21 protein-coding genes are annotated in these 24,283 nt (G+C 69.6%); 11 read left to right on the forward strand and 10 right to left on the reverse strand.

Features of this window, described 5'->3' with window-relative positions; genetic code table 11:
• Positions 1 to 98 precede the first annotated feature (98 nt).
• Together LZ199_RS24345 and LZ199_RS24350 are read right to left on the reverse strand one after the other, a co-directional pair.
• A complete protein-coding gene (locus LZ199_RS24345) occupies positions 99 to 977 on the reverse strand; it encodes a sigma factor-like helix-turn-helix DNA-binding protein (RefSeq protein WP_253996142.1) in 879 nt (292 codons plus the stop codon).
• Positions 974 to 4,171: a serine/threonine-protein kinase gene (locus LZ199_RS24350; RefSeq protein ID WP_253996143.1), complete on the reverse strand. Its 3,198-nt coding sequence runs from the start codon at positions 4,169 to 4,171 to the stop codon at positions 974 to 976. The genes LZ199_RS24345 and LZ199_RS24350 overlap by 4 nt, the downstream gene beginning before the upstream one ends.
• Here LZ199_RS24350 and LZ199_RS24355 point away from each other — a divergent pair.
• Entirely contained in the window at positions 4,170 to 4,406 is a 237-nt protein-coding gene (locus LZ199_RS24355) for a hypothetical protein (protein WP_253996144.1), read from the forward strand. The two genes, LZ199_RS24350 and LZ199_RS24355, sit on opposite strands and share 2 nt — an antisense overlap.
• A gap of 27 nt (positions 4,407 to 4,433) precedes the next feature.
• Here the strand turns inward: LZ199_RS24355 and LZ199_RS24360 are convergent, their stop codons facing one another.
• Positions 4,434 to 5,471: a synaptic vesicle VAT-1 family membrane protein gene (locus LZ199_RS24360; RefSeq protein ID WP_253996145.1), complete on the reverse strand. Its 1,038-nt coding sequence runs from the start codon at positions 5,469 to 5,471 to the stop codon at positions 4,434 to 4,436.
• Positions 5,472 to 5,624: 153 nt separating this feature from the next.
• On the opposite strand from LZ199_RS24360, the gene LZ199_RS24365 reads away from it, so the two are divergent.
• The gene (locus LZ199_RS24365; protein ID WP_253996146.1) at positions 5,625 to 6,647 is read left to right on the forward strand and encodes a lipase family protein; all 1,023 of its coding nucleotides are present in this window, start codon (positions 5,625 to 5,627) and stop codon (positions 6,645 to 6,647) included.
• Positions 6,648 to 7,068: 421 nt separating this feature from the next.
• Here the strand turns inward: LZ199_RS24365 and LZ199_RS24370 are convergent, their stop codons facing one another.
• From LZ199_RS24370 to LZ199_RS24395, 6 genes are all read right to left on the reverse strand, one after another.
• Complete coding sequence (locus LZ199_RS24370) at positions 7,069 to 8,250, reverse strand: alpha/beta fold hydrolase (protein ID WP_253996147.1); 1,182 nt, start codon at positions 8,248 to 8,250, stop codon at positions 7,069 to 7,071.
• A 2-nt stretch (positions 8,251 to 8,252) separates the two neighbouring features.
• The gene (locus tag LZ199_RS24375; RefSeq protein WP_253996148.1) at positions 8,253 to 9,911 is read right to left on the reverse strand and encodes a hypothetical protein; all 1,659 of its coding nucleotides are present in this window, start codon (positions 9,909 to 9,911) and stop codon (positions 8,253 to 8,255) included.
• A 180-nt stretch (positions 9,912 to 10,091) separates the two neighbouring features.
• On the reverse strand, positions 10,092 to 10,691 hold the full coding sequence (locus LZ199_RS24380; RefSeq protein ID WP_253996149.1) for a hypothetical protein: 600 nt from the start codon (positions 10,689 to 10,691) through the stop codon (positions 10,092 to 10,094).
• Between the two features lie 91 nt (positions 10,692 to 10,782).
• A complete protein-coding gene (locus tag LZ199_RS24385) occupies positions 10,783 to 12,336 on the reverse strand; it encodes an acyl-CoA synthetase (RefSeq protein ID WP_253996150.1) in 1,554 nt (517 codons plus the stop codon).
• A 15-nt stretch (positions 12,337 to 12,351) separates the two neighbouring features.
• Positions 12,352 to 13,347: a 3-oxoacyl-ACP synthase III family protein gene (locus LZ199_RS24390; protein ID WP_253996151.1), complete on the reverse strand. Its 996-nt coding sequence runs from the start codon at positions 13,345 to 13,347 to the stop codon at positions 12,352 to 12,354.
• Positions 13,348 to 13,358: 11 nt separating this feature from the next.
• Positions 13,359 to 14,096: a TetR/AcrR family transcriptional regulator gene (locus LZ199_RS24395; RefSeq protein ID WP_253996152.1), complete on the reverse strand. Its 738-nt coding sequence runs from the start codon at positions 14,094 to 14,096 to the stop codon at positions 13,359 to 13,361.
• A 269-nt stretch (positions 14,097 to 14,365) separates the two neighbouring features.
• Between LZ199_RS24395 and sitA5 the strand changes: the two genes are divergently transcribed.
• The 9 genes from sitA5 (at position 14,366) to LZ199_RS24440 (ending at position 21,789) form a co-directional block, all read left to right on the forward strand.
• Positions 14,366 to 15,832, forward strand: coding sequence for a SitA5 family polymorphic toxin (gene sitA5 / locus LZ199_RS24400; protein ID WP_253996153.1), 1,467 nt, complete (start codon positions 14,366 to 14,368; stop codon positions 15,830 to 15,832).
• Between the two features lie 22 nt (positions 15,833 to 15,854).
• The gene (locus LZ199_RS24405) at positions 15,855 to 16,463 is read left to right on the forward strand and encodes a hypothetical protein (RefSeq protein ID WP_253996154.1); all 609 of its coding nucleotides are present in this window, start codon (positions 15,855 to 15,857) and stop codon (positions 16,461 to 16,463) included.
• A gap of 87 nt (positions 16,464 to 16,550) precedes the next feature.
• Complete coding sequence (locus LZ199_RS24410) at positions 16,551 to 16,961, forward strand: hypothetical protein (RefSeq protein WP_253996155.1); 411 nt, start codon at positions 16,551 to 16,553, stop codon at positions 16,959 to 16,961.
• Positions 16,962 to 17,036: 75 nt separating this feature from the next.
• A complete protein-coding gene (locus LZ199_RS24415; protein ID WP_253996156.1) occupies positions 17,037 to 17,975 on the forward strand; it encodes a TraB/GumN family protein in 939 nt (312 codons plus the stop codon).
• A gap of 238 nt (positions 17,976 to 18,213) precedes the next feature.
• On the forward strand, positions 18,214 to 18,447 hold the full coding sequence (locus LZ199_RS24420) for a DUF4177 domain-containing protein (RefSeq protein ID WP_253996157.1): 234 nt from the start codon (positions 18,214 to 18,216) through the stop codon (positions 18,445 to 18,447).
• Positions 18,448 to 18,554: 107 nt separating this feature from the next.
• A complete protein-coding gene (gene yidD / locus LZ199_RS24425; RefSeq protein WP_253996158.1) occupies positions 18,555 to 18,794 on the forward strand; it encodes a membrane protein insertion efficiency factor YidD in 240 nt (79 codons plus the stop codon).
• A 337-nt stretch (positions 18,795 to 19,131) separates the two neighbouring features.
• Positions 19,132 to 19,614: an Lrp/AsnC family transcriptional regulator gene (locus tag LZ199_RS24430; protein ID WP_253996159.1), complete on the forward strand. Its 483-nt coding sequence runs from the start codon at positions 19,132 to 19,134 to the stop codon at positions 19,612 to 19,614.
• Positions 19,611 to 20,828 (forward strand): aminotransferase-like domain-containing protein, encoded by a 1,218-nt coding sequence (locus LZ199_RS24435; protein WP_253996160.1) that lies wholly within the window; start codon positions 19,611 to 19,613, stop codon positions 20,826 to 20,828. The genes LZ199_RS24430 and LZ199_RS24435 overlap by 4 nt, the downstream gene beginning before the upstream one ends.
• 214 nt (positions 20,829 to 21,042) lie before the next feature.
• Entirely contained in the window at positions 21,043 to 21,789 is a 747-nt protein-coding gene (locus LZ199_RS24440) for an SDR family oxidoreductase (protein ID WP_253996161.1), read from the forward strand.
• A gap of 55 nt (positions 21,790 to 21,844) precedes the next feature.
• On the opposite strand, the gene LZ199_RS24445 is transcribed toward LZ199_RS24440, so the two are convergent.
• On the reverse strand, positions 21,845 to 24,199 hold the full coding sequence (locus LZ199_RS24445; protein ID WP_253996162.1) for a transglycosylase SLT domain-containing protein: 2,355 nt from the start codon (positions 24,197 to 24,199) through the stop codon (positions 21,845 to 21,847).
• Positions 24,200 to 24,283 lie beyond the last annotated feature (84 nt).

The raw sequence follows: 24,283 nt of genomic DNA on the forward strand, positions 1-24,283 counted from the left end.
CTCTCCTCCGGGTTGGGACACGCCTGAAGGACGGGGACACGGGACGCTCGTCTCATGAGAAACAAGAAAAACCGTCAAGTATGGCTATGACGGAAAAGTCAGTCAGCCATGAACTCGCGAAGGCTGACGTCGAGCTGGCTGCGCACCAGGCGCAGCATGCTGTCCAACTCGTCGGGAGTCAGCCTCAGCCGCGCCGTCAGCTCCTCGCGGGTCAGTTCCATCAGCCGCGCGCGCGCGCGGGCAATCCAGCGTGCCACGGTGGAGCGAGGCGCCTGATACGTGGCGCTCACGGCGTCCATGGCCATTCCATGCACGTGGTGCAACCGCAGCAGGTTGCGCTCCTGGGCCTCCAGACGACCCAGCGCGGCGCGAAGGGCCACGCGAAAGTCCTCCTGATGCCGCTCACGGATGAAGGCCAGCTCGGGGTCCGCGCCCAGCCGCTCCGCGAGCGCCACCGGGGCCCGCTTCAGCAGCTCGCGCGGCGCGGCGCGCTGCTGGTCGATGTGGAGCCGCAGCGCCACCGCCCGCACCCATTGCCCGAGCGGACCGCGCCCGGAGTAGGAGGCCAGCTTCGGTGGTGCGCCATTCACCGGGACCAGCAGCCGCTGGCGCAACGCCTGCCGCAGTTCGTCCACGAGGGTGGGCGCCTTCCCTGGCAGCCATGTCCCCACCTGGGACAGCACGTGCGAGTCGAGCGCCTCGTGCGCCCTCGCATCCCCGCGCGCGCAGGCGAAGGCGAGGAAGACATCCGCCGCGTGCAGGCTCGCGAACACGTCGTGGGCCGCTCCCGTGGAGGGGAGCCGTTGCGCCACGTGCGCCACGAAGGACTCCGCGTCCATGCGCACCTCCGGCCACGCCTCGCGTGCCTCCCGCACCAGTGCATCAAGGGCCTCCTCCAGGCCGGGAAGTGCCCTCAGCGCCGGGACGAGCGCGTGCGGCGCCCGGGACAGGAAGGCTTCGGTCAGCGCGGACGTCACGGAGCGCCTCCACCGACACTCTCGCCCGCGCGGGTGGGAGCCAGACGGGGCGCCTTGGCCGAGGGGGCGTCGTGGGTGGCCAGCCAGGAGCGCACCGCGCGCGCGCGAGGAGCGTGGATGGGCGCGCTTCGCGCATAGGCCTTCTGGGCCTCTCGCGCCAGGGCGAGCGCCCGGGGCCGCTCCTCGCGTGACGGCCAGAGGACCCGGGCGAGCGCGAAGTTCGCCCGGGCCGACTCGGCCGGGGCCAGCTCCACCTTCTTGGCGAGCGCGACCGCCCGCTCCAGCGGCTCACGGGCTTCACGCAGCCGGCCGCCCTCCAGCAGCGCCTCGCCCAGCAGCCCGAGCGTCTGCGCCACCCGGGGGTGTTCCGCTCCGAGCGCCTTCTCGCGCACCGCCAGCGACCGCCGCAGGTGAACGAGCGCCGGGCGCACCCTGCGCAGGCACAGCTCCACGTGCCCCAGGTTGTAGAGCGCGCTGGCCACCTTCGGGTGGTCGGGGCCGAGCGTGGCCTCCCACAGCGCGTGCGCCTCGCCGAAGAGGGCACGTGCATCCTCCAGGCGGCCCGCGTCCATCGCCACTGAACCCAGGTTGTTGCGCGACAGGGCCACGTCCGGGTGCCGGGGCCCCAGCCGCGCCTCCTGGATTTCGAGCGCCGTTCGGTAGGCCGCCTCCGCCTGCGCGAGCTGACCCAGGTCTGCCCGTGCATTGCCCAGGCTCAGCAACACGGTCGCCACCCGCAGCTGCTCGCTCTCCTCGCCCTTGCGCAGGCTGGCCAGGGCGCGCTCGTAGTGGGGAATCGCCTCCCCCAACTGCCCCCGTCGCGCGAGCGCGTCGCCCAGGTTCACGCGGATCATGCTGGTGTTGGAGTGCTCCACGCCAAAGACGCGCTCGCTGTGGTCGAGCGCCTCGCCATGGCGCGCCACCGCCTCGCTCACCTTCCCCTGGAGCCGAAGCGCGGTGGCCACGTTGTTGAGGAGCACCGCGCCTAGCGGGTGCTCGCGGCCGTACACCGCCACGACGAGCGCCAGGGCGCGCGCATGGTGCTGCTCCGCCTCCGCGTGGCGCCCCAGCGCGTTGAGTGCCACACCCATGCCGGTCAGGACATCCGCGAGCGCCACATCCCGAGGCCCGCGCGCCCGCTCCAGGAGGGCCAGGGCCTTGCTGGCGTCCGTGAGCGCGCGCGCGTAATCGCCCTGCCGGTAACCGAGGCTGCTGAGGACGCGGTGCAGCTCCGCGGCCACCTCCAGGGAGGCTTCGGGGCCCAACCGCTCCAGCGCGGCCTCCGCCATGCGCGCGGTGCGCTGGGCCTCCTTGACCAGCCCCATGCCCTGGACTTCCGTATACAGGAGGCGATTCCACGCGCGCGCGGCCGCCTCGTCATCGTGCCCTGCCTCCGCTACGCGCACCGCTTCCTCCAGCGCCTCACGCGCGGCGGCGAAGCTCCCGGCGGTGCCTCGCAGCTCGCCCAGCAGGAGGAGGGCTCCCGCCAGCGTGGGCCGGTGCCCCAGCCCTCGCAGGTCCCCCACCACCGCTTCCAGCCGGGGCAGCACGCGTTCATGGAATCCGGCCGCGCCCTGCACGCGCAGCCCGTCCAACTCCTGGCGCAGGCGCGCCAGCTCCCGCCGGGCCTCGGGGGACTCTGGCAGCGGGTCCACGCGGGCGAGCGCGTCCCGGTTCTCGCACGCGGCCAGGGAGGGGAGCTGCCGCGCGGCCTCGGGCGCCCGCGTGAGCGCCTCTCGCTCGCCCCGCTCCAGCAGCTCCACCAACACCCGCAGCGCCTGGCGCCGGCCATCCAGGCACGCGGCGCGCAGGTCCATGAGCCGCTCGGACTGCGCCTGCCGCACACGCGTGTCCACGCACGACTGTCGCTCCTGGGTCACCAGCGCCTGGGCATAGGCGTCGAGCGCCCGCGTGGTGGACTCGAAGGCGTCCCCCGGCACCGGCGGCCCGCCCTGTCTGAAGCGCTGCTCCAGCCGGACCCGGTGCGCCTCGCCCCAGGTGTCCTCCAGCCGGCCCTCGAAGCCGGTGCACGCCCGCGCGGCGTCACCTCGTGCCAGGCCGAAGCCCGCGGCGGCGCTGGCCGCCACGCCCGTGGCCAGCGCCGCCGCGACCCAGCGCCAGCGCCGCGAGCGCGCGCCGGACTCGAGCCGGGCGAGGAGCGCGACCATGGAGGGGTGGCGCGAGGACGGCTCGGCGGCAAGGCCCCGCAGGACGGCGTGGCGCACGGCGCCGGGCACGCGCGAGCCGCGGGGCGGCGGTGCCACTCGCGCCTCACGCAGGGCCTGGGCGTGCTCGCGCGTCGTTGCTCCCGCGAAGGGCCGGTGGCCGAAGAGGGCTTCGTACAGCGCGACGCAGAAGCTGAACTGGTCGCTGCGGGCGTCCGCGCGCAGGCCTTGCCACTGCTCTGGGGACATGTACGCGGGCGTGCCCCGCCGGACGCCGGTTCGGGTGTCGGCTTGCGTCGTCGTCAGGGGCTGCCTGGCGGAGTCCTCTTCGGCCCACGGCTCCCGTGGCGTCAGGAGGATGGGCTCCGCGCGGGCAAGGCCGAAGTCGGTGACACGCACCTGGCCGTCGTCCCCCAGCAGCACGTTGTCCGGCTTGAAGTCGCGGTGCACCAACCCCACTGCGTGCGCGGCGGCCAGCCCCTGTCCCGCCAGGAGGAAGCGCGAGAGCACCTCGTGCCACGGCCGTGGTAGCTCCGCCAGCCAGTGGCGCAGCGTCCGCCCCCGCACCAGCTCCATGGCGAGAAAGACGGTGTCGCCGTCCAACCCCACGTCATGCACGGTGACGACATTCGGGTGGGACAGCCGGGCCAGGGCCTGCGCCTCCCGCACCAGCCGCCCGCGGGCCTCCGCGTCCGCCGCCGCCTCGGGCTTCACCAGCTTGAGCGCCACCTCCCGGTCCAGGTCCGGGTCATACGCGGCGAAGATGATTCCCATGCCCCCCTCCCCCACGCGGCGCAGCAGCACGTAGCGCCCCACGCGTGCTCCAGGCCCTGGCGGACCTCCCAGCCGAGGCGCCGCCAGGGGCCCCCCGCCTTCCGGGGAGGGGACTCCGTCTCCCCTGAGGCCCGCCACCACCGCGCAACATGCCGCGCACCCGTCCAGGTGGGTCTCCAGGCGGGCGACGGCATCCGCGGACAGGCGCCCCTGCTCCCAGTCCAGTAGCTCGTTCTCGTCAGGACACGGAGTCATGAGGAAGTCCGTCAGACCGACCTGGCCGGAAATCTATCCCACCCGAAAAGAGTACGTCGTCGGTGAGGCGAGCTTCTACCGGGGGCTCCGTCTCCTACGGGGACTCACGCGCGCCAGGCGCGAGGAGCACATCCAGGCGATTCTCCCGGTCATCCTCGAGCTGGCCGCGCTCTGGGACTCCAGCCACCTCTCGCGGGACTTCAGCCGCGAGGAGTTGGAGAAGGCCGTGCGCTGAAGCAGGCGCGGAATCAGCCACCCGCGCTCACGGCACCAGCACCAGCTTGCCCACCGTCGTTCCGGACTCCAGCGCCTTGTGCGCCTCCGCGACGGAGTCCAACGGGAACTTCGTCACCTGCGGCGACACCAGCTTCCCCTCCTCCACCCATGCCAGGAGCCGCGCCATGCTGTCCTCCAGCACGAAGCGCTGCTCGAACAGATACGACAGGTTGAAGGCCAGCACGCTCGTGTTGTCGTTCGTCAGCGTCAACGGGTCGAAGCGCGGCGTCCTCATCCAATCCCACGCAAGCTTCGCGTAGTTCGGCCGCCCGCCCGTGCGCGGCAGCATCGAATGAAACCCGTAGATGACCAGCTTCCCCGGTGACGCCAGGTGCCGGTAGCTGTCGCGCAATGTCGACGGCCCGTTCGCGTCCAGCACCACCTCGTAGCCCTTCGGTGACGCCGCCTCCGCCGCCTTCCACAAGTCCTCGCGGCTCTTGTCGATGACCACGTCCGCGCCCAGCGCGCGCGCCGCCTCCACCTTGTGCGTCCCGCCCACCACGCCCACCATCCGGCACCCGGCGATGCGCCCCAACTGCAACAGCGCGCTGCCCACCCCGCCCGCCGCCGAGTGCACCAGCACGTTCGTCCCCGGCCTCGGATGCGCCAGCTCGAACAGCGCGTAGTACGCCGTCAGGAACACCGCCGGAAACCCCGCCGCCTGCTCCATCGTCAGCTTCGACGGCAGCGCGAACACCTGGTGCCGAGGCACCGCCACGTGCGTCGCGTACCCGCCGAACCGCGTCACCCCGAACACCCGCGCTCCGGGCGCCAGGTCCTCCACCCCGGCGCCCACCGACTGCACCGTGCCCGCGAACTCGAAGCCGGGGGTAATCGGCCACCCCACATACTCCTTCGCGGAGGCGTACAGGCCCATGCGGATGACGCAGTCCGCATAGTTCACCCCGATGGCCTCGGTGGCCACCACCACCTCCCCTGGCCCAGGTGAAAGCTGATTCAGGTTTTCAAGTCGGAGCTGCTCGTACCCACCGGCTTTCGGGATGACGACCTTGCGTGCGCTCATGTCCCCGTGAGTATCACGCGACGCAGCGCGACAACGTGCGCGCACGTCCACACGGCGGACGACTCGCGCGCGAGATGTCTCTACACTGTGTCTCGCGCTCGATGACTTTCATTGGTCCGGGCGCGCATCCCCCCACAACAGATGGAGTCCTCCATGCGATTGCGGCATTCGCTGTTCCTCATGGCCCCCCTGCTCGTCGGCGCCCTCACCGGCTGCGGAACCGAGCTCGAGGAGCCCCTCGCGCCCGAAGCCCCCGCCGCCGAGCAGCTCGGCACGAATGAGTCCGCCGCTGTCTCCACCGCCGGCCTCACGCCGCACTTCCGTCAGTGGCTCACCGCCAACGGCTACGACAGCTACGACTTCCCCCGAGCCGGCCTCACCGGCGGCAGCTTCGGTGGCAAGGCGAGCAGCACCGACACCGTGGTGAACACGCCCGTCATCTTCATCCACGGCAACTCCGACAAGGCCGTGGGCACCGGCACCGCGGGCCAGTCGGGCTGGAACGCGTCGCTCGAGTACTTCCTCGCCAATGGCTACAAGCCGAGCGAGCTGTACGCCACGACGTGGGGCCCCGCGGACATCATGCAGACCGCGGTGCAGTACCACTCGAAGCCGAACATCATGAAGGTGCGCAAGTTCATCGAGGCAGTGAAGGCGTACACCGGCGCGTCGAAGGTGGACATCATCACCCACTCCATGGGCGTGACGCTCGCGCGCAAGGCCATCCTCGGCGGCGCGGCGAATGACTCGGCCAACGGTGGCGCGTACAACGTCGGCGCGGCGCTCACCAGCTCGGTGGACACCTTCGTCGGCATCGCCGGCGCGAATCTGGGCCTCACGTCCTGCTACCAGACGGGCCCCTCGACTCCGACGTGTGGCTCCACCAACGGCCTGTATCCGGGCTACCTCTACTTCGGCCTGGTGATGGGGCGCTCCACGTTCCTGGACAACCTCCGCTCCACCAGCGGCTACGAGGGCGCCTACCGCTACAGCATCTACTCCACGGCCGATGAAATCATCGGCTACGGCGGCGTCGTCTACGGCGAGTACACCTCCCGCATCCCCGGTCAGAGTGGGGAGAAGGTCTACTCGGCGTATCCCTACGGGCACTACAACTCCAAGGACCTGACGGCGGCGGTGCAGTACAGCATGGTGCGCAACCACACCATTCCGTAAGGCTCGCCACGGGCTCCCGGCACGCCGAAGTCCAGGCGCCGCCGGGAGTCACATCGACACATGAAGGGCGAGAGCACCTCGTCCTTCCACAGCACCGTGACAGCGAGGTTCGGCGCCTCCTTCACGGGAGGCACCGGACGACGGCCCATCCACGCCGTGGGGGAGTGGATGCCGCCGTCCTCGCGTCACGGGCTGGTGCGACGCGCCTCATCCGTACCGAGGATGAGGCCGTCCCGCGTCACGAGCACAGCGCGAGGACCTCGCATCCGCGCCAACGCCGAGCCGCCTCACTCCGCGAGCGCCGCACGACGACCTCGAATCCGCGCCAACGCCAAGGCCGCCTCACTTCGCGAGTAACGCGCCTCGTCGCGCGCATCGCTCGTGCCGCCGCATCCCACCGGGGAAGCGGCGGCACCGACGCTCACGGCCTCGGGCCATCCGACGGAGCCGGCGCATCGTTCTGCGCGGGCGTGGGCGAGGGCTGGTTCCCTGGAGCCCCCGGCACCGGCGCGGGCTCGCCCGGCTTGGGCGCCTTGTCCTTCGGCGCCTCCTTCGGGACGAAGGGCGTCGCCGCCGCCGGGTCCTTCAGGAACGCGAGCACCGTCTCGTTGAACGGCGCGGGGCAGTCGAGCTGCACCGTGTGGCCACAGCCCTTCATCGGCGCCAGCGCGGCGCCGGGGATGCGGGACGCGCCGTACTCCATGATTTCGCGCGCCTCGCCGCCGTGGAGGAACGGGTTGGGAATCAGCCGGTCATCCGTGCCGTAGACGATGAGCGTGGGCACCGTGATGTGCTGGATGTTCTCGCGCACGAAGTCGTTGTGCGCCAGTCCCCGCACCGTGCGGACGTTGGCGTAGGCGTACGAGTCGAACTCCGGCGACTTCGCCAGCCGCACGCGCTCCTCAATCAGCCAGTCGTGCTGAGGCCCCCAGTGCATGAAGTTGCCCTGGCGCACGCTGCCCCAGATGTTCGCCTCCGGCGCGTACTTGATGAACTCCGAGCTCATCACCCGCGCGAACCACGCCTTCTCCTTCCAGGAGAACTTCTCGAACCCGGCCGGAGACACCAGCACCAGCGCGCTGAGCGCCTCCGGATACCGGATGGCGTACGACAGCGACGTCTGCCCGCCCATCGAGTGGCCCGCGAGGATGGGCTTGTCCACGCCCAGCACCCGCGTCAGCTCGTGCACCACGTCGGCCATCGCCTCCATGGTGTACGGGAAGGTCGCCGGCTTGTCGGACTTGCCGTAGCCGGGCAGGTCCACCGCGATGACGCGGTAGCCCTGCGCCTGGAACACATCCAGCTGCGCCCGCCAGAACTTCAGATACGAGCCGAGCCCATGCACGAAGACCACCGTCTTCGCGTCCGGCGACGACGCCGGCAGGTCCACGTAGGCGACGTTCAGCTCGGTGGCCAGCTTGTAGCGGGCGGTGACGTCCGGCAGCGCGGCGCGGTGCACGGGCCAGGGCTGCTTCGTTCCCTCGGTGGAGTAGTCGAGGTCCTGGAAGGACAGCGCGGACTCGCCAGCATACGAGCGCACGCAACCGGCGGAGGACAGCCCCGCCGCGAGGAGCAACGCGGTGAAAGCGCGGGAGGAGCTCATGGTCAGAACGCGTACCAGGTGAAGGTGGTGAAGGCCGCCCACGGGTCGCTCTGCACGGTGGTCGCACCGTCGTAGAAGCTGCCGCGGAAGAGGTAGCCGCCGTGGAGACCCACGGTCATCAGGTAGCGGAGGTGGTAGCGCAGCTCCGCGTTGACCTCCGCGCCGATGAACCGGCCGCGCCGCACGTCAGCCACCCAGCGCGTCGGGTCCGCCCCCGCGTTGGCCAGGCCCGTGGCCACCTTGAGGTTGAGCTTGTTGGGGATGATGTCCCACGCCGCCGAGGCGATGCCCGCGCGCAGGCCGTAGCCCTGGTTGGAGATGTCCGTCACCGCGCCCGTGTAGTTGTTCACCGTGCTGGTGAACGGGAACAGGATGAGCATCTTGTGGTTGAACCACACCGCGCCCGGCAGGCCGTACTGGTTCAGCGTGAAGGCGCCCGTGTACTTGTCGTCCTCCAGGTTGTTGTCACCGGAGGAGAACATGCCCTCCACGGTGATGACGTCACCGGGGCCTCGGCCCCACTGGTACATGACCTCCAGGTTGGCGGACACGCCGGAGATGTTCAGCTCGTCGAGCACCGAGTTCTCCGGGTCGTCGCTCTCGTACTTGCCGCCGTTGTACATGACGAAGCCGGAGGCCCCGAGCCGGCCGTTGCGGAAGTCGATGTTGTGATTGAAGTGCGCGCCCGCCCAGAAGACGTTGCCGGTGGGACGGTTGATGTTGAAGCGCGCGGTGCCGGTGAAGCCGGGCAGGCCCGAGGACGACGGGCCGCTCTTCACCAGGCCCTCGAAGGCGTACGCGTCACCCTTGGTGTCGTCGTTCAGATACCAGAACGACGCGCCCACGTTGGTGTTGGGGCGCACCGGGTAGACGTAGTCCGCCATCGCCAGCCAGATGTACTTCAGGCGAGGGTCGTTCCGCGTCGCGCGGTCCGCCTGCGCGCTGCCCAGCGGCATCAGGCTCAGGCGCGCGTTGCCCTTGTAGCCGCTGAAGATGGAGAGGCCCGTCGCGTCGCTGCCGAGGAAGGCCAGCTTGTAGCCCGTGCGCGTGAGGTCCGACAGCGGCGTGCGCGTCGGGTCATAGGCGCTGTCGTAGACGGGCTGCGTACCGACGAGCAGCGTGAGCTGGCTGGGATTGCGCGTCGGGTAGATGGCGACGTTGACGTTCTTCGTCTGGATGTTCACCTGGTCGGCGTTGAAGCCGCCGCCCTCGTTCTGGCCAATGGTGTTGGCCGAGCGACCCCAGAGGAAGTCCACCTCGAACTGCGCCCGGAAGGACGCCAGCCCGTCGACGAAGAAGGGGCTGTACTCGATGACGGGAATCCAGCGCTGCTCGATGAAGTACGCGGAGCGGCCCGACTCGGTGCTCACCGCGCTGCCCACCGGCGAGCCGATGGGCCCCAGCGACACGCCGCGCAGGCCCGCCGGGTCACCGACCTGGTTCGTCATGGAGACGCGGGTGAAGAAGTAGTTGATGAGCGTGAGCTCACGAGGCTCGGCGTCCTCCTCGCGGTCCTTCGCCTCCATCCACTCGGCGTACAGCCCAGGCACCGGGGTGCTCTGCGCGGCGGCCGGCGTCGCCAGTCCCACGAGCCCCAGCGCCGCGAGCATCCTCGCGCCTCGCCGCAGCGACTCGCGTGCTTCAAACCCACTTCCCGTCATATCCACCTCGGCCCCGCGCGCGGGGCACTCCCGGTGCACCGGGCTCGGATGTCACCACTGTCGCTGGCGCTGCGTACGGCCGTGCTCCTGGGACGGGGCGGCGAGCGCCCGCGTCCAGTCCTTCGTCCGGAAGAGAGGGCGGGAGCGCGCCCTCCCTCCGGCACGAGGTGTGACTCGGGCCTACTGGATGGCGTACGTCTGCACGGCGTTGCCCGTGAAGGGCTGGCCGTTGAGCGTCACGGAGCTGGACGTGCCCACCGCGCCGTTGGCGCAGCGGCTGCCCGTCGACTGGTTCTTGAAGAAGAGCTCCAGCTTGAGCGTCTTCTGGTCCGTGGTGAAGCCGCCACGGCCCTCCTGCACCAGGCCGCCCGGGAAGGTGAACGTCACGTCGAAGCAGCTGCCGTCGGACGCCACGTTCTCGATGAGGACGGTGTTGGACGTGAAGGAGAGCGGGTTCTTCGGCGCGTCATGGTTGCAGACGTTGTCGGTGATGGTGCCCGGGACGCTGTCGACCTTGAAGTTGCCACCAGCCACCGACATGGTGACGCTCTGGTAACACTGGGACGACGCACCAAAGTCGATATCTTCGCTGAAGCCGTTGGGGTGGCTGGGGATGTTGGCCCCCGTCATCAGCAGCGTCTTGCCCTCGAGGAACGCGAGGATGTTGGCGGAGCTGTTCAGCTTGGGCGCCTCGACGGGCGGGTCCTTGTCGTCATCATCTCCGCAGCCTACGAGGCCCAGCGCGCAAACCATGACCGCGGACAGCAGCTTCTTCTTCATGTGAGTGCTCCTCTTCTCTCCGGCGTCACCGCCGGGATGTGACGACAGCCGATAAAAATGTTTCAGCGCGGCGCGTTGGACACGGAAGGGGTCATCGGCCCTCCGCATCGGCGGCGATGGCCGCTTCGCGCAGCTCGCGCTTGAGAATCTTTCCCGCCGCGGAGATGGGCAGGCGCTCCACCAGCACCACCTGCTTGGGCACCTTGAAGCGCGCGAGCCTCCCGCGCAGGTGCTCCAGCAGCGCCTCCGAGGAGCACGCCTCCCCGGGCTTGAGCACCACGAAGGCCCGACCGACCTCGCCCCACTTCGCGTCCGGCACGCCGATGACCGAGCACTGCTGCACGGCCGCGTGCTCGTAGAGGACCGACTCCAGCTCCAGCGGGTACACGTTCTCTCCGCCGGAGATGAACATGTCCTTCTTGCGGCCGGAGATGGTGAAGAAGCCGTCCGCGTCCTTGCGCGCCAGATCGCCCGTGTGGAACCAGCCGTCCGCGTCGATGGCCTCGCGCGTGGCGGCCTCGTCCTCGAAGTAGCCCGAGCACATGGAGGGCCCCTTGAGGAGCAGCTCACCCACGTCGCCCGTCGGCACCTCGCGGCCGTCGTCGTCCACCAGCTTCGCCGCGATGAAGTAGTTGGGGCGGCCGATGGAGCCCGCCTTCGACACCGCGAACTCGGGCCCCATGCTGAAGATTCCCGGGCCGAACTCCGTCATGCCGAAGCCCTGCTTGAAGGGCACCGCGTGCACGGCCTGCCACGCTTGAATCAGCGGCACCGGCAGCGCCGCGCCACCGCTGGTCATGAAGCGCACGGTGGAGAAGTCCGTCGTCGCGAAGCGCGGCGAGTCGAGCAGCTGCTGGTACTGCGTGGGCACCGCGAAGAAGAGCGACACCTTCTCGCGAGGGATGAGCGCGAGCAGCTCCTCCGGGTCCCACCGGCGCATGATGACGATGGTTCCGCCCGCGGTGAGCAGCGGCACCGAGTACACGAGCAGCCCGCCCGTGTGGAACATGGGCGTGTGCGTCACCGTGACGTCGCCGGGGCGCAGCTCGTGCACCAGCGTGTTGAGCGTGTTCCACGCCACCATGCGGTAGCTGATGCACGCGCCCTTCGAGCGGCCCGTCGTCCCGCCGGTGAAGAGCAGACACAGCGTGTCCTCCTCGGACACCGCGTCGTTCTTCACGGGCTCGGCGGAGCGGTGCGCGAGGACGTCCGCGTACTGAGTCGCGCCGGGCAGCCCCTGTGACTCCAGGGACACGAGGCCGAGCGAGTCGCCGATGCTCTCGCGCACCTGGGCCACGGCGTCGCGGAAGTCGTCGCCGAAGAGGAGCACGCGCGGGCGGATGGCGCGGACCAGGTCCGTCAGCTCGGTGGCGTGCAGGCGCCAGTTGTAGGGGACGAAGATGGCGCCCAGCTTGCCGCAGGCGTAGAGCGCATCCAGGTACTCGACGCCGTTGTGGGCGACGATTCCCACGCGGTCGCCGCGCTTCACACCGGCCACGTCGCGCAGCCAGCCGCCGAGCGCCTCGGCGCGCGTGTTCAGGGCACGGTAGGTGAAGCGGCCGGCGTCACCCTTGGCCGTGTCCACCACCGCGACGTGCTCGGGCCAGTACAGGGCGCCCCGCCCCATCCAGTCGCCGATGAACATGCGCGCCTCCACGTCTCAGGCCGTCCAGCGGTAGAGGGCGGAGGCCATGGCGAGACCGCCGCCGCTGGCACAGAAGGCCACGAGGTCGCCCCGGCGCACCTTGCCCTGGACGACGGCGTCATCGAGCGTCATCGGGATGCAGGCCGAGCCGGTGTAGCCCCACTTGTCCATGGTGTAGTGCGCCTTCGCCATCGGCTGGCCGAGCACCTTCATGGTGGCTTCGATGGTGCGCAGGTTGAGCTGGGTGAAGACGAACAGCTTCACGTCGTCCAGCGTCTGCGACTGCTTCTTGAGGAGCTGGTCCAACAGCATGGGCCAGCGCTCGGTGTTGAACGTGGCCGGGAACTTGCGGACGAACTGGACGGCGGGCTTGCCTCCGGTGAGAGGCAGCGTCTCCGCGGTGGCGGGACGGTGGGTGCCGCCGGTGTAGATGCCGAGCGCGTCGTGGTACTCGCCATTGGCCAGCAGCCGAGCGCCCATGAAGCCGGGCTTGTCGCCCGCGCCGAGCACCACCGCGCCCGCGCCGTCCGCGAACAGGGTGCAGGTCTTCTTGTCCTTCCAGTTCACATAGCGCGTCATGCCGTACGCGCCCACCACGAGGATGCGGTGGTAGGCGTCATCCGCGGCGAGGGTCTTCGAGCCCACGTCCAGCGCCGTCACCCAACCCGCGCACGCGCAGTTGAGGTCGTAGGTGCCGGCGTTGGAGGCGCCCAGCTTGGCCTGCACCACGGAGGAGGTGGCGGGGCTCAGGTAGTCGGGCGTGTCGGTGGCGACGATGATGAGGTCCAGCTCCTCGGGCTTCGTCCCGGAGCGCTCCAGGGCCTGGCGGGCGGCGGCGACGCAGAGGTCGCTGGTGGCCTCCGTGTCGGCCATGACGTGGCGCTCCTTGATGCCCACGTTCTGCTGGAGCCACTCGTCCACCGGCTCACCGAGAATCTTCTCGACGTCCGCGTTGGTGAGGACCTTCTCGGGGACGTAACGGCCAGTGGCGAGGATCTGCGCGTATCGCATGTGCGGTCTTCTCAGCTCCGGGCGCTCCGCGCCGGACGGCGCGCGGGACGCAGGGTGTTCTTCTTCTTGGCGGGGGCGGCCTTCGAGGGGCTCGCCTTGGAAGCGGTGGACTTGACGCTGTTGCGCGCGGGAGCGGCCGAGCGGGCGTCCATCCCGTGGCGGATGAGGCCCATGGCGGTGTCGAGCACGCGCTCCAGGCCCGGGTCCTCCTCCCAGAGCACCCAGCGCATGCCGAGGAAGTCGGCGATGCCCATCAGGCAGTAGGCGAGCGCCTCCGGGTCCATGCGGCGCACTTCGCCCTCGTCCATGGCGATGGACAGGCCGTTGACGTAGCCCTTGGCGAAGCGGTCGTAGTAGCGGCGGTAGCAGTCGGCGTCGACGAACTCGGCCTGGCGCACGACGCGGTAGAGGTTGGGGTGCTGGCGGACGAACTGGAAGAAGGTGCGCAGGCCCTCGCGCTCCACGTCCATGCGGCTTTCGCACGCGGCGGTGGAGTCACCGATGAGGCGGCGCAGGCGGGTGCCCAGGTCGTCGACGACTTCGACGAAGATGGACTGCTTGTCCGGGAAGTAGACGTAGAACGTGCCGAGCGCCACGCCGCCCTTGCGGGTGATGTCCGCGATGGAGGCGCGCTCGTAGCCCTTCTCTCCGAAGACCGACTCGGCGGCCTTCAGCAGCTTCGCACGCGTCCGCTGTCCTCGCGGCGTGACGGGTCCGGAGCGGTCTGGAGAAGTTGAAGGCCGATTCATGTTTCACCTAGCGGTAGCACCCGCTCGACGGGGTTGTCAAAGCACGGAGCATGGCTCCGCGCGTCATGGACTGTGGGCGACGCAGGGCGTCACCTGGAGACCGCATGTCTCGCTCGGCGGAGCGTACCCCGAATGGCGTGGGGGTCAGCGGGGTGGTCATCACCCCGGGAAGAACGTCCGTTCTGGCGAGGTGGCGCGACGCGCAACGTCCTCGTGGTGGAAATGGGTTCCTCGTAGCGTCGGAGATCCTCGCCGCTGAAGGGAGACTCATGGTGCTCCGTCGGGCTGGTGCCCTCCTGCTCGCATTGCTGACCGCCTGTGGGGGTGCGGCGCGTGTCCCGCGTACGGCCTCCAGCGAAGAGGCGGCGGACGCCTGGTACTCGCAGCGGGTCGTCCCGCTTGGCGGCTCGGACGCGGAGCCCGTGGAGTTGGACAAGGAGGAGTTCACCCGGGCCGTTGCGCGGCTGGCCCGTGAGGTGCGTCCCGGACGGGTTTCTCCCGAGGTCGTCCGACAGCTCCTCGCGCACGCACCGGACTCCGAGCCCGCGAGCGCCGTGGGTGGTGGGCCCATCTATCGGCTGGCTTCCTTGAAGGTGCGCCCGGAGACCGCGGAGGAGGCGGAGCTGAAGCGGGAGTACCTGCGCTGGTGTCAGCGCACGCAGGGTGGCGGGGACTGTCTGCGACTGTTGGTGGACGGGCCCGTGCTGGGCAGCGAGGACCGGTACGCGGTGGCGTTGGCGCTCGCGATGGGCTCGGTGCTGGAAGAGACGCGGCACTCGCTTCGGGACATGGCGGACCCCGCGGCGGTGCTGGCGCTCGTGGTGTGGTCCGCCACGCTCTACTTCGTCCTCTGGGCACTCCCCGAGCCGATTTCGAAGGGCGTGGCGGCGGCGCTGACGGTGGGCATGCTGGCGTGGCTGGGCGTCGACACCGTCTGGGGGTTGATGCAGGGCTGGACTCGGCTGATGGAGGAAGCGGGCCGGGCCACCACTTTCGGGGAGCTGGAAGACGCCGGGGAGACCTACGGCAAGGTGATGGGGGAGAACACCGCGCGGGTGCTGGTGATGCTCGTCACGGCGGCGGTGGGTGTTGGCGCGGGGAAGCTCTCCAAGAAGATGCCCGGGCTGCCGGGCTATGCGCAGGCCGCAGCGCAGGCAGAGGTCCAGGGAGGCACGAGGCTGGCGACGCTAGCCGAAGTGGAGTCGGTGGCGGCGACCTCCGAGGGCACCTTCTCCATCCTGGCACGCAGGCCCGGCGCGCAAGCCACGGTGCCTCCCGCGACGCCGAGCTCACCGGTCCGCGTCCTCGTCCAACACCAGGGAGGTAATCAGCAGGTGGTCATCAACGGGCAGCGCTGGCATGTGCCCGCTGGTAATCCGGCCAGCGCCATCCCCAAGAGTGACCCGGTCGGGGACCAGCTTCAGGCCGCGGCACTGCGCCTCGCCCAACGCTGGGGGCCCCATCAACTCTCACGAGAAGAGACAGAAGCTATTCGACAGGCCATCGCGAAAGGAGCGCACTGGCTGGCACGGCTGCTCGAACGAGAGGCACGCGGACGAAGCGTGGAGCGACAACTCCGCGACGAGTTCCCCATGCTGAAATGGAGCAAAAAGGGGGTGGACGCGGTTGATCCCTCCACCGGCTACCGCTACGAGGTGCTCTCCGGGACGGAATCCAACCTCGCGCTGCATGGTCGGCGACTCGCGGACCTGATGTTCCGGATGGTCACCTTCTGAAGAAGCCCTCCCAAGGCCCCTCATGATTCAGTTCCAGAACCGAGAAATCCAAGGCGAGCGGCTGGTGCTGAACAGCAAGACGGACCTCTATTACCTGGGACATGACCTGACCCTGAGGAACTGCACGGTCATCATTCGCGTGCCTGCTCGTGGCCTCGTCATCAGCAAGGTGCGATTCATTGACTGCGTCATCGAGGTCAAGCAGGAGCTCAAGAACTTTCGATGGAATCGAGCTTCCCTGAAAGGCTGCCGCTTCACCGGCAAGATGACCGGAAACGACTTCGGTCGCTGGCCCTTCGACGAGGAGGCGGTGCAGGCACTGGGCGGCATCGAGGACTGCGACTTCTCCGGAGCGCGGCTCAACGCCTGCCGATTCCTCAACTGCGACGTCGACACATTGAAGCTCCCGTCCTGGCCCTGCTTCACCTTCCTGGACCCCACTCGCAGGCGGCAGGAGTTGCTCGCCGCGCCCTGGCCCGGCACGAGCCGCATCGTCGCGGAAGTCCTTGTGGATTCACCTCCGGAGACTGTGGCCGCGACCGATTCTGCACCCGCTGTCGCCAAGCGCTTCGGCACCACCGAGGAGGCGCTCCGCGACGTCCTGCAAACACTCGATGGCGTGAGGTTCTGACGGGCAACCGCCCAGGGGATACACTCAACCCCATCCGCGAGGCCCATGTCGGCGGAACCCACTCCTACCCGTGCGATGCTCCTCCGGATGAAGCCTCTCCCCCTCTGCCTCCTCGCGCTCTCGCTGGGGGGCTGCCACCTCTCTCGCGCACGCCCTCAAGCGCCGCTCGCGCCCCCCGAGGTCGCCAACAGCATCCAGTTCCCCTCCTGGACCAAGGACGCCTCCATCATCGTGGAGGGCCACCAGCTCAAGGCGCTCCAGATCGCCATGGAGGACTTCCTGCATCCGGGAAAGCCCCCACCCAAGGGCGCCGACGCCATGACCCGGTGCCTGCTCGCCCCCGACACCTATGACGCCTGGCTGGTGCGCGGAGAGCGGATGACATACGTCCACTTCACACCCAACGAAGCAGAGCGCTGCGGCCTCCAGCCCGAGGTCATGGACCCCGGCGCGAGCTACGCCATCAGTGACGACGGCGTCATCCTGAAGCGGGACTGACCCGCGCCATCGCACCTCGACGCGACAGGCGCCCGGGTGGTTCGATGCATGGACACTCAAGGGGAAGCCCACGCCATGAAGCGCCCGTCGTCCCTGCCGCTATCCCTGCTCCTCGTCGCGCTGCTCGGCGCCGGCTGTGCCTCCACGCCCGCCGCGAGGAAGTATGTCCCCGTCGACTCCGGCAACGCCTTCCTGTGGGAAGTGAAGGACCCGCGCGGCGGCACCGCCTACCTCGTCGGCTCCATCCACATGGGCAAGGCCGGCGCCCTCACCCTCCCCTCCTCCATGGAGTCCGCCTTCTCCAAGGCCCAGGTCCTCGCCGTCGAGGTCGACACCACCCGCACCGACCCCACCGCGATGCAGAAGCTCGTGCGCGAGTTGGGCACCCTCCCCGAAGGCCAGAGCCTCTCCCAACGCCTGGACCCCAGCACCCGCGACCTCCTGAGCCGCGCCGCCACCCGCCTCGGGGTGCAGGCGCAGGGACTCGAACGGCTGCGTCCGTGGCTGGCGGGGCTGGTGCTCAACAACCTGGAGTTCGAGGCGGCGGGCTACAAGCAGGGGCACGGCGTGGACCGGGCGTTCCTGGACCGGGCTCACGAGGCGAAGAAGCAGGTGATGGAGTTGGAGACCGCGGACGGGCAACTGCGGATGCTCGCGGGCACGCCAGACACGCTCCAGGATTTGATGTTGAGGGACCAACTGCGGCGGGAACAGGGGCCGGGGGAGATTGTGGAGGCGCTCACGTCCGCGTGGCGGGCGGGGGACGCGGAGGGGATGGCGGGGCTGCTGCTCGAAGGGGCGAAGGATGAGACCTATCGGCCCGTGTACGAGCGGGTCTTCTTCGAGCGAAACGTGCAGATGGCGGACCGGCTGGAGGCGCTGTTGGGTGAGCCGCGCGTGCACCTGGTGGTGGTGGGCGCGGGGCACGTGGTGGGCGCGGAGGGCATCGTGGCGCTCCTCCAGAAGAAGGGGCACACGGTGCGGCAGCTGCCCCGGGATGCCTCGGTGGAGTGAGGCGCGGGGCGCGCTGGAGGGCAGGCGGCCACGCCTCGGGATGGGACGGGACGCGACAAGTCCTTGCAGCAGGACATTGGCCTCACCGAAGCGGATGAAGCGCCCCAGGGTAGACAACGACTCACAGCCCACATCCTCCGCCCTGACACCGCAATCCCTCACAAGACGATTTCTTGCCCCCTGCACCCCCTGCGCTAGGAGTTCCGCCATTCCTTGAGCAGAAGTGGGGGAGTCCAAGATGTACGAGTACCATGTGGATGCGTTCGTGCCGCCCGCGCCGGGCTGTGGCAGCACGGAGTCAGGCTGGAGCCCGCAGCGCTGCGCGGAGTTCGCGAAGTTCCTCAACAACTACGCGACCCAAGGCTGGAAGCTGCACTCCAGCGAGTACCGCGCGGTCACGACGAACAGTGGCTGCAATACCAGCAAGGGCTCGTGGCTGGTCTGCGTCTTCGAACGGCAGAGGACGGGATGACCCCGAGCCCCCGCTCCCGAAGCAGCCCCTGGGAGGGGAATGAATACTCCGCACTGGCGCGCTTTCCGCCTCCGGTGCGGAGCAGTCGGGATTCCGCCTCGCCGCCCATGTCGCGACTGCCCTGGTGGCTCAATCCCCTGGCCTGGCTCGCGGTGGGACTCATTCTGCTTTACCGGCACCTGCTCCCCAACGCATGGAAGCGTCACTGCATCTACACGCCGACGTGCTCGCTGTACGGCCTGCGCTCCATCCAGAGGTATGGGGTTGCGCGGGGAGCCGCGCGGACATGGGCCCGAATCCGTCGCTGCAATGGGGCCCTCTATCTAGGGGGAACGGATGAGCCCTGAGGGCTGCCCCACCCGCCCCAGAGCCCTCCAACACCTCTGGGCCCGCGAAGAGGCCTGAGGCCAGTCCTCCGCCGCGACGCGCAGCACCCGGAGCCTCCCGCGCGCCCGCCGTGGCGACCGCGCTCCCCATCCCCGCGCCCAACACCTGTCCGCCCCTCGGCACCACGCGTGCATTCAAGCCCGCGTGGCCCTGACTCCCCGTGTGCAATCCGCCCTCCGAGCGACCTTCCACGTCGTTCGGACTTGCACTTCCGCCCCACTTGCTTATTTTGGACGCCAAATTTAATTTAGCTGTCGAAACGTCCAGGGACTTATAAAAATAAGGTCCACCCCGCCCATGCACATGGATGAGCTCGACTTCCGCCTGGTGGACCTGCTGCAGCGCGACGGCCGCGCGACGCAGTTGGAGCTCTCCCGCGCGGTGGGGCTGTCCCAGCCCGCGGTGGCCGAGCGCATCCGCAAGCTGGAGGAGCGGGGCGTCATCACCGGCTATGCGGCGCGCGTCGACGCGACCAAGCTGGGCAAGGACATCACCGCCTTCATCGGGGTGAGCATCGAGCATCCGAAGTACTTCGAGGGCTTCGCCAAGAAGGTCCTCGCCCTGCCGGACGTGCTGGAGTGCCACCGCGTCGCCGGGCAGGACTCGTACCTCGTCAAGGTCAAGACGGCGAACACGCGGACGCTCGACTCGCTCCTCGTGGAGACACTGCGCACCATCGCGGGCGTCACCCGGACCCAGACCACCATCGTCCTGTCTTCCATCAAGGAGGACACGCATGTCCGCGTGCCTCCCGAGCTCGCCAAGGAGAGTGAAAGATGAGCGCCGACGCCATGAGCGCACCCCTTCCCCCGCCACCGGTCTGGCGACTCGCCCAACGCATGTCGCGCATCAAGACGTCCGCGGTGCGCGAAATCCTCAAGGTGGCCGAGCGCCCGGACATCCTCTCCTTCGCCGGAGGCCTGCCCGCGCCGGAGCTCTTCCCGCTGGAGGCCATCGCCGAGGCCCACGCCAGGGTCATGGCCGAGGAGGGCCGCGCCGCGCTCCAGTACAGCACCACCGAGGGCTTCGCCCCCCTGCGCGAGTGGATCTGCACGCACCTGGCCCGCTCCGGCCGCGTGTGCGGCGCGGACCAGATTCTCATCACCAACGGCTCGCAGCAGGGCATCGACCTGGTGGCCAAGGTGCTCCTGGACCCCGGTGACCTGGTCATCGTGGAGAACCCCAGCTACCTGGCCGCGCTGCAGACGTTCGGCGGCTACGAGGCGAAGTTCGCCACCGTCGAGAGCGACGACGACGGCATGCGCATCGACGACCTGGAGCGCGTGCTGGCCACGCACAAGCCGAAGATGCTGTACGTCGTCGCCAACTTCCAGAACCCCAAGGGCACCACCCTGTCGCTGGAGCGCCGCAAGGCCCTGGTGCGGCTGGCGCAGCAGCACCGCTTCCTCATCCTCGAGGACGACCCGTACGGCGAGCTGCGCTTCCGCGGCGAGCACCTGCCGTCGCTGGCCGCCTTCGACGACCAGGGCGTCGTCGTGTCGCTGGGCACCTTCTCCAAGACGCTGGCCCCGGGCCTGCGCATCGGCTGGGTGGCGGGCCCGCGCGACTTCGTGCGCAGCCTCACCATCGCCAAGCAGTCCACGGACCTGCACACCGCCACCGTCGCCCAGCGCGCCGTGGTGAAGCTCTTGCAGAACTTCGACTACTACAAGCACCTGGACTCGCTGCGCCCTGTCTACGGCGAGCGCGCCAACGCCATGCTGGACGCGCTCAAGGTCCACATGCCGGAGGGCATGAGCTGGACACACCCGGACGGCGGCATGTTCCTGTGGGCCAGGCTGCCCCCCGGCATCAGCGGCGACACCCTGCTGCCCCGGGCCGTCGAGCAGAAGGTCGCCTTCGTGCCGGGCAGCCCCTTCTTCGCCATGAACCCGCGCTCGGAGTTCATCCGCCTCAACTACTCCAACCGGCCGCCCGACCTGATTGCCGAGGGCATGCGCCGGCTGGGCGCCGTCATCTCCGGCGCCCTGTAACCCCGCGCTGACACTTCAAGGCCGTGCCGCGCCGCGTCGGACTCCCCGACGCGGCGTTTTCATTTCTACCTGAGTTGAATGTCGATTCAGGTTTCAACTTCATCGGCGCTGGCCAGGGCGGGCCGGGTTGCGTACCCTGCGCGGCGGGTTTCAACGGCGGCACGGAAGCCCCCAGGTTCCCCAGCCGCCCCCAACACACCGGAGAGACAGACACATGCAGCTCAAGGACCTGAAGGTGGTGGTGACGGGTGGTGCCCAGGGCATGGGCGCGCACTTCGCGCAGCGGCTGGTGGAGGCGGGCGCGCAGGTGGCGGTGGGCGACGTCAACGAGGAGAAGCTGGCGGCGCTGCCCGCGAGCATCCACCGCCGCAAGCTGGACGTGTCGTCCGAGGAGGACATCACGTCCTTCGTGAGCTGGGCGCACGGGGCCATGGGCGGGCTCAACGGCCTCATCAACAACGCGGGCATCCTCCGCGACGCGCTGCTGGTGAAGAAGGACCGGACCACGGGCCAGGTGAAGAAGCTGTCCACCGCCGACTGGAACGCGGTCATCGGCGTCAACCTCACGGGCGCCACGCTGATGGTGCGCGAGGTGGTGGCGAAGATGGTGGAGACGGACCAGGGCAACGGCGTCGTCGTCAACATGTCGTCCATCGCCCGGCACGGCAACCGCGGTCAGTCCAACTACGTGTCCGCCAAGGCGGCGCTCGCGGCGAACACCGTGACGTGGTCGCGCGAGTTCGGCCCCTTCGGCATCCGCGTGGGCGCGGTGGCCCCGGGCATGATTGAGACGCCGATGACGCAGGGAATGAACCAGAAGGCCCGCGACGCGCTGGTGGCCTCGATTCCCGTGGGCCGCATCGGCCTGCCCGAGGACATCTGGCTGGCCGTGAAGTTCATCCTCGAGTGCGACTACTTCAACGGTCGCACCATCGACGTGGACGGCGGCCTCAACTTCTAGGCCGCGACTCGGGACGCGTCTCCGCTTCATCCGGGGACGCGTCGCCGCAGCCAACCTACCTTCGGCTGACGTCGCCCACTTGAGTCTGGTGCAGCAGCACGGGCTCGCCCTTGTAGAGCAGCTTGTAGGCGCCGTAGCTGCCGAGCACGTGCTTCACGTACTCGCGCGTCTCGTCGAAGGCGATGTGCTCCACCCACTCGTCCAGCTCCGCCTGCGGCAGCGCCTGACGCCAGCGGTCCACCGCCCTTGGCCCCGCGTTGTAGGCGGCCACCGCGTACGCCATGTTCCCGCCAAAGCGGTTGAGCAACTGTCCCAGGTAGGCCGAGCCCAGCCGGACGTTCTGCGCGGGCTGGAGCAGCGCCGCCTCCCCCACCTCGCCCAGCTTCAGCGAGCTGGCCACCTGGCGCGCCGTCGCGGGCATGAGCTGCGCGAGCCCCAGCGCCCCCGTGGCCGAGCGCGCCTGCGGACGGAAGCGGCTCTCCTCGCGGATGAGCCCCTGCATCAGGTCCGGGTCCACCTTGGAGGCGCGCGCATAGCGCTGGATGACGTTCCGGAACGCCAGCGGCCACGTCGCCTCCCACACGGGACGCGACGCCGCGCTCAGGGGCCCCTGCACTTCCTGGCGCAGTGACTCGCGCGCCACCTGCCGCGCGGCCCGCTTGCGGCCCGTGCGCAGCATCGTCTGGTAGAGCAGTCTCGCCGGCGCCTCCGGCAACCCTCGCGAGTTCACCGCGAGCAACTCCTCCGCCGCGCCCGGCTGCCCCAGTCGAATCAGCTCCACACCCGCCGCGAAGCGCGCGTCATGGCGCAGCGGCCCGGGCGGCAGCGGCCACACCTCGTCCGGCGGCGGAGCATTGTCACCAGCCACGGGGGGCGGGGTCAGGCGCGTCAGCCGCTCCGGCGCCAGCAGTGCCAGCCGCGAGCGCGCCAGCATCCCGTACCAGGTCGCGGGGCGCTCGGTCGCCAGCAGCTCGTACTCATCGAGGGCCGTGGCGTTCGTCAGGGGCATCGGCTCCCGCACGCGCGCGCGCCAGTAGCGGGAGCGCCACAGCGCCTCGTCCGTGCGAGACGCCGCGGGCAGCTTCTCCACGGCCTCCAGCGCCGCCATCGCCGCGGCGGGAGCGTCCTTGCGCGAGTGGAGCCAGAAGGCCCGGAACAGCGCCTCCGACGCGAAGTTGCCCGCCGGGTAGCGCCGCGCCGTCTCCTCATAGCGCTCCAATGCGCTGTCGACCTGGCCCGTCCGTTGGAGGAGCCACGCCTCGAAGAAGAGCGCGTCGTCGGCATAGCCGTGCTCGGGATAGTCGCGCGCCAGCGTCGCATAGGTGGTGATGGCGGCCTTGGGGTCCACCACCGACTGCGAGTAGCCCAGCACATAGAGCGCCTGGGGGCGCTGCTCGGCGGACATGCACTTCTCCGCCACGGGCGTGAGGAGCTGGATGGCGCGGCGGTGCTGCCGGTCCTTGCGCAGCGCGCGTCCGTAGGCGAGGTGCGCGCGACAGGACAGCTCGTCGGGCAGGTCCACCGTGGACATCACCCCCCACAGCATGTCCATCGCGGAGGCGTGACGGTGCAGCTCCACCAGCGCCTCACCCCGACGCACCTTCCACTTGGTGGGCAACGGCAGGCCCTGCAACCGCTGACGCGCCCGCTGCGCCTCGCGCGACAGGGGGCTGGTGGCCCACACCTCCAGCAGCGCCCGGTGCTCCACGTTGTAGAGGCCCTGGGCGCGCGCCAGATCACAGATGGCCAGGAGCGCCTTCATCCGCAGCGCATCCGGCCCTCGCGCCTGTCGGCTGTCGATGAGTTCCTGGAGCGCCTGCAGCGCCCCGGGGATGTCGTTGCGACGCTGCAGCACGCGCGACAGGCTGAAGCGCGCCTCCGCGTAGAGCGGTGAGCCCGGGCTCACCTCGCGATACTGGGATGTCGCCAGCTCCAGCCGACGCAGCTTCTCGTTCGCCTGCGCCGCCCACAGCAGGCAGTGGTCCTTCAGCGGGACATAGTCGACGGCCAGCGCGGCGAACTCGTCCGCGGCGGTGGCGTAGTCGCGAGCGAACATCGAGCTCTGCGCGCGCAGGAAGCGGACCGGCAGCGTGGACTCCTCGTCCTTGAGCAGGGCACGCGCGCGGGCATGACGGCCCCGGCGCAGCTCGTCCCGCGCCTTGGCGAGGACACCTTCCGCGAAGTAGGGCGCGAGCTGCTCGGGCCCGAAGGACACCACCGACAGCTCCGCGCCAGAGGGCTGCTCCGCCGGAGCGTCGAGCAGCTGCTCCAACTGCTCCTCCGACAGCCCCTCACCCGGCCCGTCATCCTCGAGCGACTGGGCTCGAGCGGAACCCGCGCCACCCACCAGGCCCGCGCAGGCCACGCACATCGCCAAGGCACCCACGCGCAGCCGCCGTCGTCCATCCATGCATGCCCTCTTCCGCGATTCGGGCCACTGAGGATTTGCACGCAGGGCAGACTTGGGACCGGGCGCCAGGCACGTCGAGCGCAC

The organism is Myxococcus qinghaiensis, assembly GCF_024198215.1.
GTDB classification, from domain to species: Bacteria; Myxococcota; Myxococcia; order Myxococcales; family Myxococcaceae; genus Myxococcus; species Myxococcus qinghaiensis.